Source organism: Hymenobacter segetis (assembly GCF_054776495.1).
The window spans coordinates 166,044-181,098 of sequence record NZ_BAAHBV010000002.1 but is presented as its reverse complement, the minus strand read 5'-3'; the positions used below and the strand labels follow the sequence as shown (position 1 = coordinate 181,098).

12 protein-coding genes are annotated in these 15,055 nt (G+C 60.1%); 3 read left to right on the top strand and 9 right to left on the bottom strand.

Features of this window, described 5'->3' with window-relative positions; genetic code table 11:
• Positions 1-7 precede the first annotated feature (7 nt).
• The 9 genes from ACYU70_RS11435 to ACYU70_RS11395 all read right to left on the bottom strand — a co-directional run bounded on the left by ACYU70_RS11435 (position 8) and on the right by ACYU70_RS11395 (position 12,209).
• A complete protein-coding gene (locus ACYU70_RS11435) occupies positions 8-709 on the bottom strand; it encodes a CoA transferase subunit A (RefSeq protein ID WP_342296525.1) in 702 nt (233 codons plus the stop codon).
• Positions 706-1,947 carry a carboxypeptidase-like regulatory domain-containing protein gene (locus ACYU70_RS11430; protein ID WP_342296526.1) on the bottom strand — a complete coding sequence of 414 codons (1,242 nt, stop codon included), beginning with the start codon at positions 1,945-1,947 and terminating at the stop codon, positions 706-708. Before ACYU70_RS11430 ends, ACYU70_RS11435 begins: the two co-directional genes overlap by 4 nt.
• A 40-nt stretch (positions 1,948-1,987) precedes the next feature.
• Complete coding sequence (locus ACYU70_RS11425) at positions 1,988-3,217, bottom strand: carboxypeptidase-like regulatory domain-containing protein (protein WP_342296527.1); 1,230 nt, start codon at positions 3,215-3,217, stop codon at positions 1,988-1,990.
• A gap of 42 nt (positions 3,218-3,259) precedes the next feature.
• Positions 3,260-4,207: a bifunctional riboflavin kinase/FAD synthetase gene (locus ACYU70_RS11420; RefSeq protein ID WP_342296528.1), complete on the bottom strand. Its 948-nt coding sequence runs from the start codon at positions 4,205-4,207 to the stop codon at positions 3,260-3,262.
• 96 nt (positions 4,208-4,303) lie between these two features.
• Entirely contained in the window at positions 4,304-5,143 is an 840-nt protein-coding gene (gene truB / locus ACYU70_RS11415; RefSeq protein WP_342296529.1) for a tRNA pseudouridine(55) synthase TruB, read from the bottom strand.
• Complete coding sequence (locus tag ACYU70_RS11410) at positions 5,143-5,973, bottom strand: undecaprenyl-diphosphate phosphatase (protein ID WP_342296530.1); 831 nt, start codon at positions 5,971-5,973, stop codon at positions 5,143-5,145. The genes truB and ACYU70_RS11410 overlap by 1 nt, the downstream gene beginning before the upstream one ends.
• Positions 5,974-6,056: 83 nt before the next feature.
• Positions 6,057-6,383, bottom strand: coding sequence for a DUF3098 domain-containing protein (locus tag ACYU70_RS11405; RefSeq protein WP_342296531.1), 327 nt, complete (start codon positions 6,381-6,383; stop codon positions 6,057-6,059).
• A 74-nt stretch (positions 6,384-6,457) separates the two neighbouring features.
• Entirely contained in the window at positions 6,458-7,357 is a 900-nt protein-coding gene (locus ACYU70_RS11400) for a cell division protein FtsX (protein WP_342296532.1), read from the bottom strand.
• A 232-nt stretch (positions 7,358-7,589) separates the two neighbouring features.
• A complete protein-coding gene (locus ACYU70_RS11395) occupies positions 7,590-12,209 on the bottom strand; it encodes a translocation/assembly module TamB domain-containing protein (protein ID WP_342296533.1) in 4,620 nt (1,539 codons plus the stop codon).
• A 248-nt stretch (positions 12,210-12,457) separates the two neighbouring features.
• Here ACYU70_RS11395 and tsaD point away from each other — a divergent pair, with 248 nt between their 5' ends.
• From tsaD to ACYU70_RS11380, 3 genes are all read left to right on the top strand, one after another.
• Positions 12,458-13,471, top strand: coding sequence for a tRNA (adenosine(37)-N6)-threonylcarbamoyltransferase complex transferase subunit TsaD (tsaD, locus tag ACYU70_RS11390; protein WP_342296534.1), 1,014 nt, complete (start codon positions 12,458-12,460; stop codon positions 13,469-13,471).
• Between the two features lie 102 nt (positions 13,472-13,573).
• Entirely contained in the window at positions 13,574-14,032 is a 459-nt protein-coding gene (smpB, locus tag ACYU70_RS11385) for an SsrA-binding protein SmpB (protein WP_342296535.1), read from the top strand.
• A 138-nt stretch (positions 14,033-14,170) separates the two neighbouring features.
• Positions 14,171-14,962 carry a C40 family peptidase gene (locus tag ACYU70_RS11380; RefSeq protein ID WP_342296536.1) on the top strand — a complete coding sequence of 264 codons (792 nt, stop codon included), beginning with the start codon at positions 14,171-14,173 and terminating at the stop codon, positions 14,960-14,962.
• Positions 14,963-15,055 lie beyond the last annotated feature (93 nt).

The following is a 15,055-nucleotide window of genomic DNA, read 5'->3' as shown; positions in this document are numbered from 1 at the left end:
TCACTGCTTACGAGGCGGCCCGTACCGTGCGCTGCTCAATGCGCTTCTCATACTTCTCGCCCTGATAAATGCGCTGCACGAAAATGCCCGGCGTATGAATCTGGTTGGGGTCGAGCTCGCCGGCGGGCACCAGCTCTTCCACCTCGGCCACCGTGATTTTACCGGCCGTGGCCATCATCGGGTTAAAGTTGCGAGCCGTCCCTTTGTAGACGAGGTTGCCGGCCGTGTCGCCCTTCCAGGCTTTCACGAAAGCGAAATCGGCGTGCAATGCCGTTTCCAGCAAATACATTTTACCGTTGAACTCGCGGCTTTCCTTGCCTTCGCCCACCTCGGTGCCGTAGCCGGCGGGGGTGAAGAAGGCCGGAATGCCCGCGCCGCCCGCCCGGCAGCGCTCGGCCAGCGTGCCCTGCGGAATCAATTCCACTTCTAACTCGCCGCTCAGCAGCTGGCGCTCAAACTCGGCGTTTTCGCCCACGTAGCTGGAAATCATCTTGCGCACCTGCTTGGTTTGTAGTAGGAGGCCGATGCCGAAGTCATCAACGCCCGCATTGTTGGAGATGCAGGTGAGGTTTTTCACCCCGAGGCGCAGGATTTCCTGAATCGAGTTTTCGGGGATGCCGCACAGGCCGAAGCCGCCGAGCATCAGGGTCATGCCATCGGCGAGGCCTTGCAGGGCGGCTTGTACGTTGGGAACGGTTTTGTCTATCATGGGTGGGTTTGGGGGGAGGCGGCCGAAGCCGGCGGCAGGTAATTCACGGGTAAAAATTCACCCATTTTTTCGAACCCCCAGTATTCGTCGGTAAATACGGCCAGCGGGTTCGTCAATTGGCCGTTGGGTTGAATCTCAATTTCGCGCACCATCAGCACCAGCTGCGACACCTGCCGGTCGGCCGGCGGGAAGGGCACATTGGTGGGCAGCGCCGTGCGCACCCGGTACAATGGGTCGGGGCCTTCGCGCAAGTAGCTCACCTGTAGGTTGTCGCGAAAGCGCAGGAACACCGGCTCGCCCCCAGCCGCCACGCGGCGCAGGCTATCCACGGGCAGCACTTTCGTGTAGAGCAGCGAAAACGCCCGGGGCATTTTTGCCCAGCGCCCGATGGAATCCTGTTCGGCCCGCGTAAAGGCCGAATTAAAATGCTCGCGTAGTAACTGGCGGCGCAGGCTGTCGGCGCGGGCGAAGCGCGGGTTGGCCACGATGCGCAGGCGCTGGGCCGTGAAGCCTTCCTCGGCTATCTGGCCGGTGCGCACGCTCCGCAGAAAATGCGTGAGCGAGCCGTGGTAAGCTGCCGCCCGGTTGGCTTCCCAGCGGCGCTGCTGGCGAGCATTGCGGGCCGTCATTTCCTCAAATACCGGCTGGCCGTAGAAGCTGACGACGTGCTGCGTAAAGTTGGTGTTGAAGCGCAGCCCGTAGTATTTGATGCGGTAGCCGAGGGCCTGGTTATCAACCTGCACAAAGTTGATGGCGGTGGCCGTCAGCTCGTTGGCCTCCGGGTCGAAGTCGACCAGCACGTCATCAGGATTGCGAATGCGGCACTGGCTCGAAAACGTGGTGCGACCCAGAAACAGCTCTGTGAATTTCTGGTAGTCGCTGGCGCGGTTCGGGTTGGGGCGCACCACCACTTCACCGAGGCGGTTGGTCGTGGGAGCCAGCGGCAGCGTAAGCTGCTGCGCCGCCAAGCCGACTATTACGGACTGCTTGGCCAACCGGTAGCCCACGTAAGAGCCCACCACGTCATAATTACCGGCCGGCACGCTGGGGAAATTGAACTGTCCCTGCTCAGTCGTCGTCACGCCCAACGTGGTATTGGCCAGAAACACGCTGGCAAACGCCAGCGGCTGGCGCGTCACCGAATCCAGTACTACGCCGCTCAGCCGGCCCTGTGCCCGAATGCTATCGGGCCGCACCAGCAACGCCAGAAACAGCAGAAGCACCGGGAAGAAGCGCATTCGGGCAGACCAAGAGTAGAATGAAGATAAAACTGGTCCCTTACCGCCGGGGCGCTGCCGTGGATGCCGTGGGCGGCATGTAGTCAAACGGCAGAAACTCCCCGATTTTCTCAAAGCCCCAGTATTCGCCATTGTACACGTCGAGCGGATTCAGCAGCGAGCCATTGGCCTGAATGGCAGCCTCGCGGCCCTGCAGCTTCAGGCGCGACACCTGCCGCTTGACCGGATACGGGATTTTGGGGTAGCCCAGCGGCGACATCGGCCTCTTGTAAAGCGGGTCGGGAGCCTCGCCGAAGTGCGCCACCTGCAGCTCGCCCGTGAAGCGCAGGAACGTGCGCTTGCCGTTGGGCCCCACCCGGCGGATGCTATCAATCGGCAGCGGTGCCTGGTTGAGCGTGGCGATAACCGGGGCCATGTCCTCCCATTTGTCGAGCGAATCCTGCTCGGCGGCCGTGAATTTGTTATCGGGCCGGCTAGCCAGCAGGGCGCGACGCTTCTCGTCGGCGCGCTCGAAGCGTGGGTTTGGCCCCACAATAATCTGCTGGGTCAGGAAGCCCTCGGCCTGCACGCGGTTGTTGTACACGCTCCGCAGAAAGTGCATGAAGGAGCCCGTGTAGGCCGTTAGTCGGTTGGCCATCCACTGCTTGCGCTGGCGCTCATCGCGCGGTTTCAGCTCCTCAAACACCGGCTGGCCGTAGTAGGAAATCGAACCATCCTCGTCATTGGCCGCGAAATAGAGCCCGTAATATTTCAGGCGGTAGCCCAGCGCCTCGTTGTCAATCTGCACAAATTCCTTGGCCTGCGCCGTCAGCGTTTTGGTCGAGTCATCGAAGAAAACGCGCACATCATCGGGGTTGCTGATGCGGCACTGCGCCGAAAACGTGCTCCCGCCCAGAAACAACTTTGCGAATTTCTGATACTCCTCGGGCTTGTTGGGCTCCGGCTTCACTACCACTTCTCCCAGCTGGTTGCCGGTAGGTGCCAACTGCAGCGTAATCTGCTGCGCGGCCGCGGTCATGGTCACCGATTGCTTGCCCAAGCGGTAGCCCACGTAGGAGCCCACCACGTCATAAGTGCCGGCCGGCACCTTGGGAAATTCAAATTTGCCCTGCTCGGTCGTGGTCACGCCCAGCGTGGTATTGGCCAAGAAAACACTGGAAAACGCCAGCGGCTCGTGCGTCACCGAATCCATGACCACGCCGGTGAGCTTGCCCTGGGCCTGCGCCGCACTCCCCATTCCCAGCAAGCAGCAAATTAGCAATAATTGCAAATATCTCATTATGAAATAATAAGGTAAAATAATGACGGCCGGCTAAGCCAGCGCGGCCCGCGTGTTCTGCTCATCCAACGCCAGCTGGGCAATTAGCGCGTCCAGACCGTCGTATTTTTCTTCGGCCCGCAGCCAAGCCACAAACTCCAGCGTCAGCAGTTGGTCGTATAAATCGCCGCTGAAATCAAGTAGGTTCACCTCAATCGTCTGGGCCAAATCAGTGCCAATTGTGGGCCGCACCCCAATACTAAGCATGGCCTGATGCCGCGTGCCCGCCGCCGTAGTGGCCCACACCGCATAAATGCCCCGGGCCGGCACCAGCTTCAACGGCTCCTGAACAGCCAGATTAGCCGTCGGATACCCGATGGTGCGGCCGAGTTTCTGGCCGTGTTCCACCAGCCCCGTGAGCGGATAATGGTAGCCTAAGTAACGGTTGGCCGTGGCGATATCGCCCTGACGCAAGGCCTGCCGAATGCGGGTGCTGCTCACGCCCACGGCATCCACATCCTCGCGTGGAATTTCCTCCACGGTCAGGCCGTAGCGGTCAGCATTTTGGCTGAGATAGTCGAAACCGCCCTCACGATTTTTACCAAAGCGGTGGTCGTAGCCGATAACCAATTGCTTGGCTCCTACGGTTTTCAGCAGCAGGTTCTGGATGTATTCTTCCGAAGTCCACTGCGCGAATTCCTTGGTGAACGGCACAATGAGCAGGTAATCCACACCCCGCTCGGCTAACTTGGCAATGCGCTCATCCAGTGTATTAAGCAGCTGCAAATCCAGCAGTTCGGGGTGGGAGGGAGGCGGCCCCAGCACCAGGCGCGGGTGTGGCCAGTAGGTAATCACCACTGACGGCCCGCCGCTGGTCTGGGCCACCTCACACAGCCGCGCCAGAATGCGCTGGTGCCCCACGTGCACCCCATCAAAGGTGCCGCTGGTAACAACGGCGTTGCCAAGAAACGGAAACTGGGCCGGGTCGCGGATGACGTGCATAAGGCGCCGGAGAAGCGTATTTGAAGGGATAAAAACCGCCACGAAGGTAGCGGGCATGGGCCTGAGACGCCGCAACGACGCAATAATCCGGCGGTGCTACTCCGGGCTGGCTTCAGGGGCTTCCTCGTGCGCCTGGTGTTCCTTCGCCGCCAGAGCATCAGCCTGAAGCGCGGCAAAATACTGCAGCCCAGCGCGGTTAGGAGCCGTTTTCGGCCGCTCATGGCGAGGGCGAGTAGATGCTTCGCCCTCGGGCCGGGGCGGGCGCAGGGCCTCAATGGCATCCAGCGTGAAGGCATCCTCCACCCGATACTCGCCGATACGGGTACGGACCAAGCGCGTGAGGTGCGCGCCGCAACCCAGAGCCACACCCAGGTCGCGGGCTAGGCTTCGGATGTAGGTGCCCTTGGAGCATACCACCCGGAAATCCACCTCGGGCAGCGCAATACGCGTGAGCTCGAAGGCCTTGATTTCGACGGTTTTGGCTTTGATTTCGGCTTCCTGGCCGGTGCGAGCCAGCTCGTAGGCGCGCTTGCCGTCAATTTTCACGGCTGAGAAAATGGGCGGTGTTTGCTGGATTTGGCCGGTGAACTGGGCCGTGGCAGCCGTAATCTGCTCGTCGGTGAGGTGGGCATAGGGGCGGGCCATGTCCACGGCCGTTTCCAGGTCGAAGCTGGGGGTGGTTTCACCGAGGCGGAAGGTGCCGGTATACTCTTTTTCCTGGGCCTGAATGAGGTCGATTTCCTTGGTTTTCTTGCCCGTGCAGAGGATAAGCAGGCCGGTTGCCAAAGGGTCGAGGGTACCGGCGTGGCCGATTTTCTTGATGCGCAGCGTGTTTTTTACTTTGCGCACCACGTCGAAAGAAGTCCACGTCAGGGGCTTGTCCAGGAGCAGGACTTCCCCCGTTTCAAAGTCGAAATCGGCCAGGGTCTTCGTCATTATACCAGATTTAAGGGCAGCTTCAACGCCAACATAATCAACAAAATACCGCCCGCAATGATGCGATAAACACCAAAGGCCCGGAAGCCATATTTGGCCACAAAGCCCACGAACAGCCGGATGGCCAGCAGCGCCACCACGAAGGCCACCGCATTGCCCAGCGCCAGCATTTTCAGCTCGGTGCCCGAGAATAGGTGCGCCACGTCTACACCCTGCGCTTTGGCATCCTTATAATAATCGTAAATGTCCTTCACGGCCGCCGCCGCCATGGTGGGCATGGCCAGGAAAAAGGCAAACTCGGCCGCCGCCTTGCGCGTGAGCTTCTGGGTGAGGCCGCCGATGATGGTAGCGGCCGAGCGGCTGGTGCCTGGCACCACGGCCAGGCACTGGAACAGGCCGATAATCAGCGCTTCCTTGAAGCTGGGATTGGTGACGGGGTGGCCGCCTTCCTGCGGGTCTTCCTGCGGAAACCAGCGGTCGATGAACAGGAGCACCACGCCGCCAATCACGAGCATCACTGCCACGGTCGTCACCGATTCGAGCAGCGCGTCGATGTGCTTTTTGAATAGCAACCCCACCAGCACAATGGGCAGAAAGGCCACCAACAGCTTGAGGTAGAAGTCAATATTCTGAAAAAAGCGCTTGTAGTACACCACAAACACCGACAGAATCGCGCCCAGCTGGATGACCACCAGATAGAGCTTAAAAAACGGCGTGGGCGGAATGCCCAGCAGGGCCGATGCAATAATCATGTGCCCGGTGCTGGAAACGGGCAGAAACTCGGTAATGCCCTCCACGATGGCGAGGAGCAGCGCGTGCCAATAGGTCATTTAACAGGTAATCAGGTGTCAGAAAGCAATTGCTGATGAGCTGTACCGATTCAGGGAAACGGATAAACAGCTCAGCGTAAGTGCTAATAAGGGCGCTTGTAGGCTGGCGCGGCAGCGGGCGCATTGGTCGCAGCTACCGTATCGGCAGTGAAAGCGGGCGTGACCGCGTGAGCTTCAGGAGCCGCAACCACCGACTTATCGCGTACCATGATGGCCGCAAACTCCACGATAAACCCGGCGATGAGCAGCAGCGGCCCGAGCGTAATACCCACGAAATCTTCGCCGTAGTTGGACTTGTCGCCAAACATCATGGTGATGAAGCCGGCGGCCAGCAGGGCCAGGCCCGCCCACATCAGGCGGTAGTTGCGGGGACCAAAGGCGAAGCGGAAGGCGGGTTTGGTGGGTTGCATATAGTATTGTCAGTTATTCGTTGTCGGTTAGAACCTGATGCTGAATGGAAGCAAAGCACAAGGCTCTGAAGGTGTTAATACAAGTCGTCGAGCGACATTTTGAGGTATTTGTGCACGGCGCGGGCCGAGCTGAAAAAGCCGATAACCACGCCCAGTACGATGACGCCGAGCAGCAGCAAGCCGAGGCGCAGGTCGTCGCGCAGCAGGCGTAGCGGCTCCACTTCGAGGTAGGCGTATTGCAGCAGCGCCACCAGAATCAGGGCGGCCAGCAGGCCACTAGCGAGGCCCTGCCACGTAGCCCGCCGCAAAAAAGGTTGCTGTATAAAGAGCCGCGTAGCGCCCACCAGTTGCATGGACCGGATGAGAAACCGTTGCGAGAACAGCGCCAGCTTAATCGTATTGTTAATCAGAATGACCACCACCAGCACCAGCACCGCCGCGAAGCCCAGCAGCACGAGGCTCACCCGCGTCAGGTTGTTGTTGATGCTGGCGAATAAGTCCTGCGGGTACTGCACCTCAAACACGCCGCGCTGGGCTGAAATGCTGCGGTTGAGCTGACCAAGGTGGGTGGTGTCGGTGAATTCGGGCTTGATTTTGAGCACGTAGGCATCGCGCAACGGGTTGTCGCCAAGGAACTGGCGGAAGTCCTCGCCGGTGCTTTGCAGCAGCTGGCGGGCACCTTCTTCCTTGCTCACGAAGCGAATCTGGGGCTTGCCGTTGCGCTCGGCCACGAAGGGCTGCTGGCCGAGGTCCTGCTGCAGGCGCAGCAATTCAGTTTCAGGCAGGTCGCGGTCGAGGTACACCTGCACTTCCAGGTTTTCGCGCACCACTTCGCTTAGCTTTTGGGCGTGCACCAGCAGCAGGCCGAATAAGCCAATCACCACCAGAGCCAGCGTAATGCTGAACACCACGAGCAAAGTAGGGTAGGAGCCGAGCTTTTTCTTGCGGGAATGGGAAGTGGTTGGGGCAGCCATATCCGGCAAAGGTAACAAACCGGGCTAGTAGAACGACAACTCCCCTCCTTAGCTAAGGAGGGGATGCCTTTGGCTGGGGTGGTTGAATTCGTTGAACAACACCCGAACAGGAGGTGCTGCGCGGCGGCAATCCAGGTGCGGGTGTCGTTCAACGAATCCAACCACCCCCGTTTGTGCTGCGCAAAAACTCCCCTCCTTGGCTAAGGAGGGGAGTTGACCGGTACTTTACTACCTACAGGTTCGTGCGTGGGTCGTCGTCCACGGTCATCACCTCTTTGCCTTCGCGGGCTTTCTGAGTGTTGCGCTCCTTCTTCTTCGGGTTTTTGCGCGTGAACAGCTCGCCGAAGGTATTAAACTGCTCGGTGTGCAGCAGCGACAGGCCCGCCCGGGGCTGGTTGATGGTTTCCAGGTCGCGCGGGGTGGTCTCATAGCGCAGCTTTGCCCGGAACTTGCCGTCGGCCCGCAGGTAATACTCCAGGCTGAGGTCGCCGAGCAGGGAGGCTTGGCCGGCGGTATTGCCGGTGCTGATAGGTGTGGTAGAACCGCCAGGCGTTGTGCTGTTTACCAGGTTAGAATTGCTGGTGAAGCCGCCCTCCCGCGTCACGCGTAGGCGGCCGTTCAGGAACGAGTAGCTGAGGCGCACCTGTAGCGCTTGCAACTGCTCGGCGGTAATGCCGTTGATGTTGAAATCAATTTCCAGGTTCTGGTCGATTTGCGAGGTGAGCAGGCCGAGCTGGGTACTCAGCACCTGGCCCAGGCTTTTGAAGGCCGTATTATCCTGCCCCCGAATGGAAATGGTGTTGCCGAACGAGCCCGGCGGCGAAAGTTGCTTAAACACCAGTAGGCTGAAAACCTGCCGGTTGAGTTCCTGCTCATCATTGCGTAGCGAGGTAGTGAAGGCCGCCAAATCGCCCTGAAGCGTGCCCGGCGTGTCGTTGAATTCTAGGTTGAGCTTGATGGCCGGCAGCAGCAGCGGCCCGGTCAGGTTCATCACGGCCGTCACAGGCACCACGGCCACGCTGCCCGACGAGCCCGAGCCCAACACCGGAGCCAGCGAAGTGCGCTGCGTATACGTCGCTGTTACGTTCATTTCGCCGGCCAGCGGGTCGCCGTTCCAGGAAATAATGCCGCCGGGCCGTACTACAAACTCCTTGTTAATCAGGCCTTGCAGCGTGAAGTTGTACGCGCCCCGCACAATTTCCACCTGCCCGTACATATTAAATTCGCCGCGCGTGTCAATGGCCATGCGCAGCTGCCCGGCCGCCGAGCCGCGAATCACATCCCCCGTGCTTTCATCCAGCAAAATCTCCACGTAGGCTTCCGGCGTGATGGTCAGGTTCATATTGAGCTTGATGCCAGACAAATCCACTTTGTCCTGCGCGGCCACCACCACGGCTTTTTTCGTGATGACGGTATCGCCCACCGGGTTGTTGTTCACGAACTTGATGTAGCCGGCCTTCTCGGCCTTCGCGGCGTTATCAAGGGGCAGCGAGACGCGGGTACCGGCCTCGCTACTGGCGCGTACGGTCACGTCCAGGTCGTCGGTGGGGCCGGTCACGCGGGCAGTGCCGGTGGCGTAGGCCGTGCCGAAATACAGCTCGTTGTCCTTGCGTGTGGTGTTGAGCACCTGCATCTTCCGGAAGTTGGCCGCGATGTCCAGGCTCATGTCCTTAAAGCCATGGTGCGTAACGATGCCGTCCACAGTGCCGGTATTACCCAGTACGTCGCGCAGCTTGATGTTGCGGAACTCTATCGACTTATTGGTGAAGCTGATGCGGTCGGCAAATGTGTAGGTCGTGCCCAGGTAGCCGAAGGTGAGGCGGCCGTTGCTCACGTCAACATGCCCAAGCAGATTCGGCGCGCCAAACAGGCCCGTCAGGCGCAGCTCGCCCCGCCCGGTGCCACCCAGATTCTTAAATAGCGACCCCAAAAAGGGCTGCGCCAGCACAATGGGCGCATCATTGAGCGTGCCGGTAAGATTGAACTGGTTGGTCTGGTCCTTCGGCGCGATGTCGCCCAGCACGGTCAGCACCGACTGGCCGGCGCGGGCCACGTCCATGTTCACGCGCAGCTTGCCGGCGGCGTTGTCCCAGTCGCCACGTCCGGCCACCTGCCCAATCAGCGTGCCATCGTATTTCAGCGAGTCCACGCCCAGCGTCGTGCTGATGGCCAGCGGGCCATACACGCCGCTCACGGTGCCCTGCGCGTTCACGCGGCCCGCCAGGTTCTGGCCAGTCAGCGTTTTGAGCGTGGCCAACTCAAAGTCCTTGATTTGCAGCTGCAAGGGTGGCTGATTGGCATCGGGCGAGATAAAGCCCTGCGCCCCCACAAACTGTTCCCCATTGCTGAATGTCAGGTTTTTAATGTCGAATTCCTTGCCGTAGTTGGAGATACGCACCGAGTTATTCTCCGCAATGGTCCAGTCCTTATCCAGCAAATGGACATCCGATTTCCGGAAAATCACCTCCACCGCCCGGGCAAGGAAGCCCAGCGAGCCGTTGATGGTAGCCTTATTGGTAGTGCCCGTCTGGGCCAGCGAGGTCGAAAAGTTGATGCGCTGCTGGTCCCACACGCCTTCCACGATGAATTTTTCGGTGCGCCCCAGCCCCGGCAGCACCTGCCGGTCGCTCGTGATGCTGGCCTGGGCCAGGATATCGGGCTTGTAAGGCAGCTTCGAGGTAAGGAAGTCGAAGTTGTCGTTCACCGTTTGTACCGGGCCGTATCGCAGACTGTCGAGGTGGCCGCCGAGCTGGAAAATCGACGTGGCCCCGTTCCGGAACGAGCCGTCGATGCGGCTTCCGTCGGCCACCCGCAAATCGGGCACAAACAGCGTCAGTACCGGATTAGCCTTTTTTAGATTCAGGAGCAAATCAACCTGATACACCGGCAAAGTGCGCTGGCGTTTGCGGCGGTAGTAGTCGGCTGTGGCCGCCGCATTACTCTCAAAATTGAGCCGGTATTCGGCGATGAGCGTCTGCACGTCGCGCACCACATCGGAGGTGTTGAAGGTGCCGGCCAGGCTGGCATTCAGCGCTTCGGAGCGCAGCGTTACCCGGCGCTGATTCAGGCGGTTGCGGGTGCTCACCACGTCCAGCGTGTCGAGGTTGAGCTTGCGGCCTTCCAGCGCAAAGCGCGAGTGGCGCAGGTAGGCGTGGCCGATGAGCGAGTCGAGCTGCACGCCCTTAAATTTCACGTCGGCGGTGGTGGCCACGGTCAGCGGCTGGCTCATCAGGCCCAGCGTGCGCAGGTTGGCGTGGTCGATTTTGGTTTTGATGTCCACATCCTGATGCTCGCGGTCGAGGTCCACATGGCCGTCGGCCACGAGGGTCACAGCCGGGTCCATCACCGTAATATGGCCATTGAAAGCCTGCTGGTGGAAATCGCCGCTGAGCGTGATGTTGTGGTAACGGTAGCCGTTCAGCCAGATGGCCGGCACCGTGAGCGCGGCCTGCCCCCGCGCAAAGGGCGGCAAAAAGCCTACTCCCGATACCTTCCCGTTCAGCGTCACATCCCGAATAATGCTCTCATCGCCCAGAAACTTGCCCAGTTGAAAAGCATTAGACCGCACCGTGCCCTCATAAGTGGCGTGTGTGAGGTCGGTTTTGGTCTTGAGGTTTACGTCCGTTGCCACAAAGCCTAGTGCCGTGTCGAACGACGCATTGGCCACGAAGTCGTTATAAAAACCTAGTACCTGGCCCTGCAATTTCACCGTGCCCAGGCGCTGCACAATCTTATTGGCCGCCGCTGGCAGCCACTTCTTCAAATCATTAGCCACCACCACCGAAGGCAGCAGGCGCAGGTCAATAAAGCTCTCCTTATAGTTAGGCAGCCCGTCGGCGTGGGCGCGCTTGGCCACAATGTGGGTGCCGGTACCATAGCGCACGTCCAGGTTATTCACCTTGAAATCGCGCACGTAGCCCGTAGCATCGCCCGAAATGGCCACCGACTCGTGCATTTCGCTCAGCTGCGGCGCAAACTTGGCAATGTCATCCGAGTAAACCTTCGAATTGCGCAGGTGCGCAATGGTCTTCATCGAGTCATTGTAATCGGTGAAGTTGCCGAAAACCCGAAACTCAAACCGCACATAATCCTTAATCTGGCTGCGGCCCACGCGCAGGCTCAAATCCTTAAACTCCCAGAAATGCGGCCCATACGTCATGTCCGCCGTGATTTCGCGGAGCGGCGTCCGGGAGGGCGTTTCCACGGCGTGCAGCTGGCTGATGCGCATCCGCAACGTGTCTTCGAGCCGGATTTTGGAGATGTCGGCGTAGATGCTATCGACTAAAAGGTGGTCGTAGTCAATGCTCTGGCCGTAGGTTTTGGCGTGGGGCATGTCGCTTTTCTCGATGGCGAAATGCCCATTGCGCAGCGCCACGGCGGCAATCTGAAAATCGAATGGAGCCGACTTAGCCGTATCCTTCGAAGGGCCAATCAACCGCTTTACCGCCGTCATAAACTGACTGAAAGTGGTGGAGTCAGGCTGGCCGGGCAGGTTTTTTAGCTCAAAGCGCGGTTCATTGAGCGTGAGTTTGGCGATGTGCAAATGGCGCGGGTCGAACACCGAAAACAGCGAAATATCCGCATCCGCCCGCCCAATGCTGAACAGCTCGCCGCCGCGCCGGTCCTTCACGCTCACCGCATCGAGCAGCACCCGCGAAAACGGCCGAATATCGACCGAGCCGATGGTAACCTGCTGCCCTAACTTCTTCGTCAGCATGTCGGCCGCCTCGTGGGCCAGCCGCGTTTGCACGCTCGGAATCCGCAACGCCACCAAGGCCCCCACTACAGCCAATACCACCAGCAGCACGAGGCCCAGCAGTATTTTTAGCAGAATGGCGAAGAAACGACGCACCGGACCAGAGAGATGTGAATGCGAGAATCGCGGGTTAATCCGCAAAGTTGCGGCTTTTTAGTCGTTGCAGCCAACCGAACGTCGGCGAAAACACAACTATCACGCCAAGGGAACGGCCAATGCCGGGTCGGGGTTCAACTCCTTCGGCCGAACTTTGCCGGCGCAATACCCCAAGCCGGCTCTCCGAAGCGGTTGGTTTTTTGCCGCGCCGTGCTCGTTTTCGCCATTAGCTACTCCGAATTTAATCCATGCTCGCTCATCCCATCATCCTCGCCATCGAGTCGTCATGCGACGACACCGGCGCGGCCGTCCTGGCCGGCGGCCAGCTGCTGAGTAACGTCGTGGCCACCCAGAAAGTCCACGAGCAGTACGGCGGCGTGGTGCCCGAGCTGGCCTCGCGCGCCCACCAGCAGCATCTGCTGCCCGTCGTCACGGCCGCCCTCCGTGAAGCCGGCATCACCAAAGCCGACCTCGACGCCGTGGCAGTCACCCAGGGGCCCGGCCTGCTCGGCTCCTTATTAGTAGGCGGCATGTTTGCCAAGACCCTGGCGCTGGCGTTGGACAAGCCGCTGCTGGCCGTGAACCACATGCGCGCCCATATCCTGGCCCATTTCCTGCGTGACCCCAAGCCCGAATTTCCCTTCCTCTGCCTCACCGTGAGCGGCGGTCACACGCAGTTGGTGGTGGTGACCTCGGCCCTGGAAATGGACGTCATTGGCCAAACCATCGACGACGCTGCGGGCGAAGCTTTTGATAAAACCGCCAAGCTGCTCGGCCTGCCGTACCCCGGCGGCCCGCACCTCGATAAGCTGGCCCGCCAGGGCAACCCGCTGCGTTTCGCCTTCCCGGTAGGGGCCATGCCCGGCTACGATTTCTCCTTCAGCGGCCTGAAAACCTCGGTGATGTATTTCCTGAAAAAGGAAGTGGCGGCCAACCCCGATTTCGTGGCCGAAAACCTCCCCGACCTCTGCGCCAGCATTCAGCACACCATTGTGGCCACGCTGCTGCGCCAGCTCCGCCGCGCCGCCGCCGATACTGGCCTGACCCAGGTGGCCCTGGCCGGCGGCGTGGCCGCCAACTCCGGCCTGCGCACCGCCCTGGAGGCCGAAGCGGTGGCGCAAGGCTGGCAGGTGTTCATCCCGGACTTCGCCTTTTGCACCGATAACGCCGCTATGGTGGCCATGACCGCGCATTTCCAGTTCGAAGCCGGTGATTTTGCCACCCAGCTCAGCAGCCCCAACCCGCGCCTGAAGCTCACGTAGGCGTAGCTTCGCGCCCCGTTCGCGGCGATGTAGCACTGGCTTCAGCTTGTGCCCGCCAGAGCAAAGCACCGGCTAAAGCAGGTGCTACAACCCATTACCATCATGGCCAAAGACGATAAACCTGTCATCATCAACATCAAAAACCGCCGCGCCAGCCACGAATACACCTTTCTGGCCAAGTATGACGCGGGCGTGATGTTGCAAGGCACCGAAATAAAAAGCATCCGCGAAGGCAACGTAAACCTTACCGATGGCTACTGCACCTTCGACCACAAAGGCGACCTCTGGATTCACAGCATCCGCATCGCGCCTTATTCCTTAGGTACTTACAACAACCACGACGCCATGCGCGCCCGCAAGCTCCTGCTCAACAAGCGCGAGCTGAAGCAGCTGGCTGGCAAGAGCGTCGACCAGGGCCTCACCATCATCCCCCTGCGCCTGTTCGTGACGGACCGCGGCTTCGCCAAAATCGAAATCGCCCTTGCCCAAGGCAAAAAGCTCTACGACAAGCGCAACGACCTGAAGGAAAAAGCCCAGAAGCGCGACATGGAACGCTTTTAAGCGAGTGACTGAGCGGCAGAGTGACTGAGTGAAAAGAGGGCGTATGTATAATGTCCTGCCTTTCTTTGCATCAAATCACTCAGTTGCTCTGGCACTCAGTCGCTCATTACTCAGTCACTCCCTCACCCCGTCACTCCTTTGAATCCCGGCATCTGCGCGCTTAGCGCCGTCCCCGTCCGCGCCGAGCCCAACGACCGGGCCGAGCTCGTCACCCAGCTGCTTTTCGGCGAGTGCTACCACATTCTGGTGAAGCAGGAAAGCTGGCTGCAAGTCCAGCTCGCGGCCGACGACTACGTGGGCTGGATTGATTTCAAGCAGCACACGCCCGTTTCGCCCGAGTACTACGCCGCCTGGCGTGCCCAGGACCACCCTCGTGCCCTCGACGTGGTGCAGGCCGTGAGCGACGCCACCACCAAAATCCCGCTCACGCTGGGCTGCCGGCTGCCATTTTTCGATGGCATGAACGTGCGCATCGGCGAGCGCAACTACTTCTACAACGGCACCGCCACCAACCCCACCGCCGCCCCCGATGCCGCCCGCCAGGCCCTGCTGCTGCGCAAAGTGGGCCTGCTCCACCTGAAAGCGCCCTACGTGTGGGGCGGCAAAAGCATCTTCGGCCTCGACTGCTCTGGCCTCTGCCAGCAGCTCTACGGCCTAGTCGGCATCCAGCTCCCGCGCGATGCCCGCCAACAAATCGACCACGGCCGCCCCGTGCACTTCGTAGCCCAGGCCAAATTCGGCGACCTCGCCTTCTTTGACAACGCCGAAGGCCGCATCGTGCACGTCGGCATGGTGATGGACGAAGGCCAGATTCTGCACGCCCACGGCGAAGTCCGCCTCGACCCGCTCGACCACAACGGCATCTACAACCGCGACCGGCAAAAGTATTCGCACAAACTGCGCTTGATAAAGCGCCTGCTACCGGAGTAGGAGGGAGGAAATTAAGAGTAAGAAGAACGTCATGCAGAGCGCAGCGAAGCATCTTGCCCGCCACCAGTAAACCTTCGATTGGATTACTAGTGG

Coding starts and splice junctions, on each gene's coding strand:
- tsaD (WP_342296534.1), top strand. CDS start 12,458: ATGCTCGCTCATCCCATCATCCTCGCCATCGAGTCGTCATGCGACGAC.
- ACYU70_RS11410 (WP_342296530.1), bottom strand. CDS start 5,973: ATGACCTATTGGCACGCGCTGCTCCTCGCCATCGTGGAGGGCATTACC.
- truB (WP_342296529.1), bottom strand. CDS start 5,143: ATGACGAAGACCCTGGCCGATTTCGACTTTGAAACGGGGGAAGTCCTG.
- ACYU70_RS11430 (WP_342296526.1), bottom strand. CDS start 1,947: ATGCGCTTCTTCCCGGTGCTTCTGCTGTTTCTGGCGTTGCTGGTGCGG.
- ACYU70_RS11400 (WP_342296532.1), bottom strand. CDS start 7,357: ATGGCTGCCCCAACCACTTCCCATTCCCGCAAGAAAAAGCTCGGCTCC.
- smpB (WP_342296535.1), top strand. CDS start 13,574: ATGGCCAAAGACGATAAACCTGTCATCATCAACATCAAAAACCGCCGC.
- ACYU70_RS11435 (WP_342296525.1), bottom strand. CDS start 709: ATGATAGACAAAACCGTTCCCAACGTACAAGCCGCCCTGCAAGGCCTC.
- ACYU70_RS11405 (WP_342296531.1), bottom strand. CDS start 6,383: ATGCAACCCACCAAACCCGCCTTCCGCTTCGCCTTTGGTCCCCGCAAC.
- ACYU70_RS11420 (WP_342296528.1), bottom strand. CDS start 4,207: ATGCACGTCATCCGCGACCCGGCCCAGTTTCCGTTTCTTGGCAACGCC.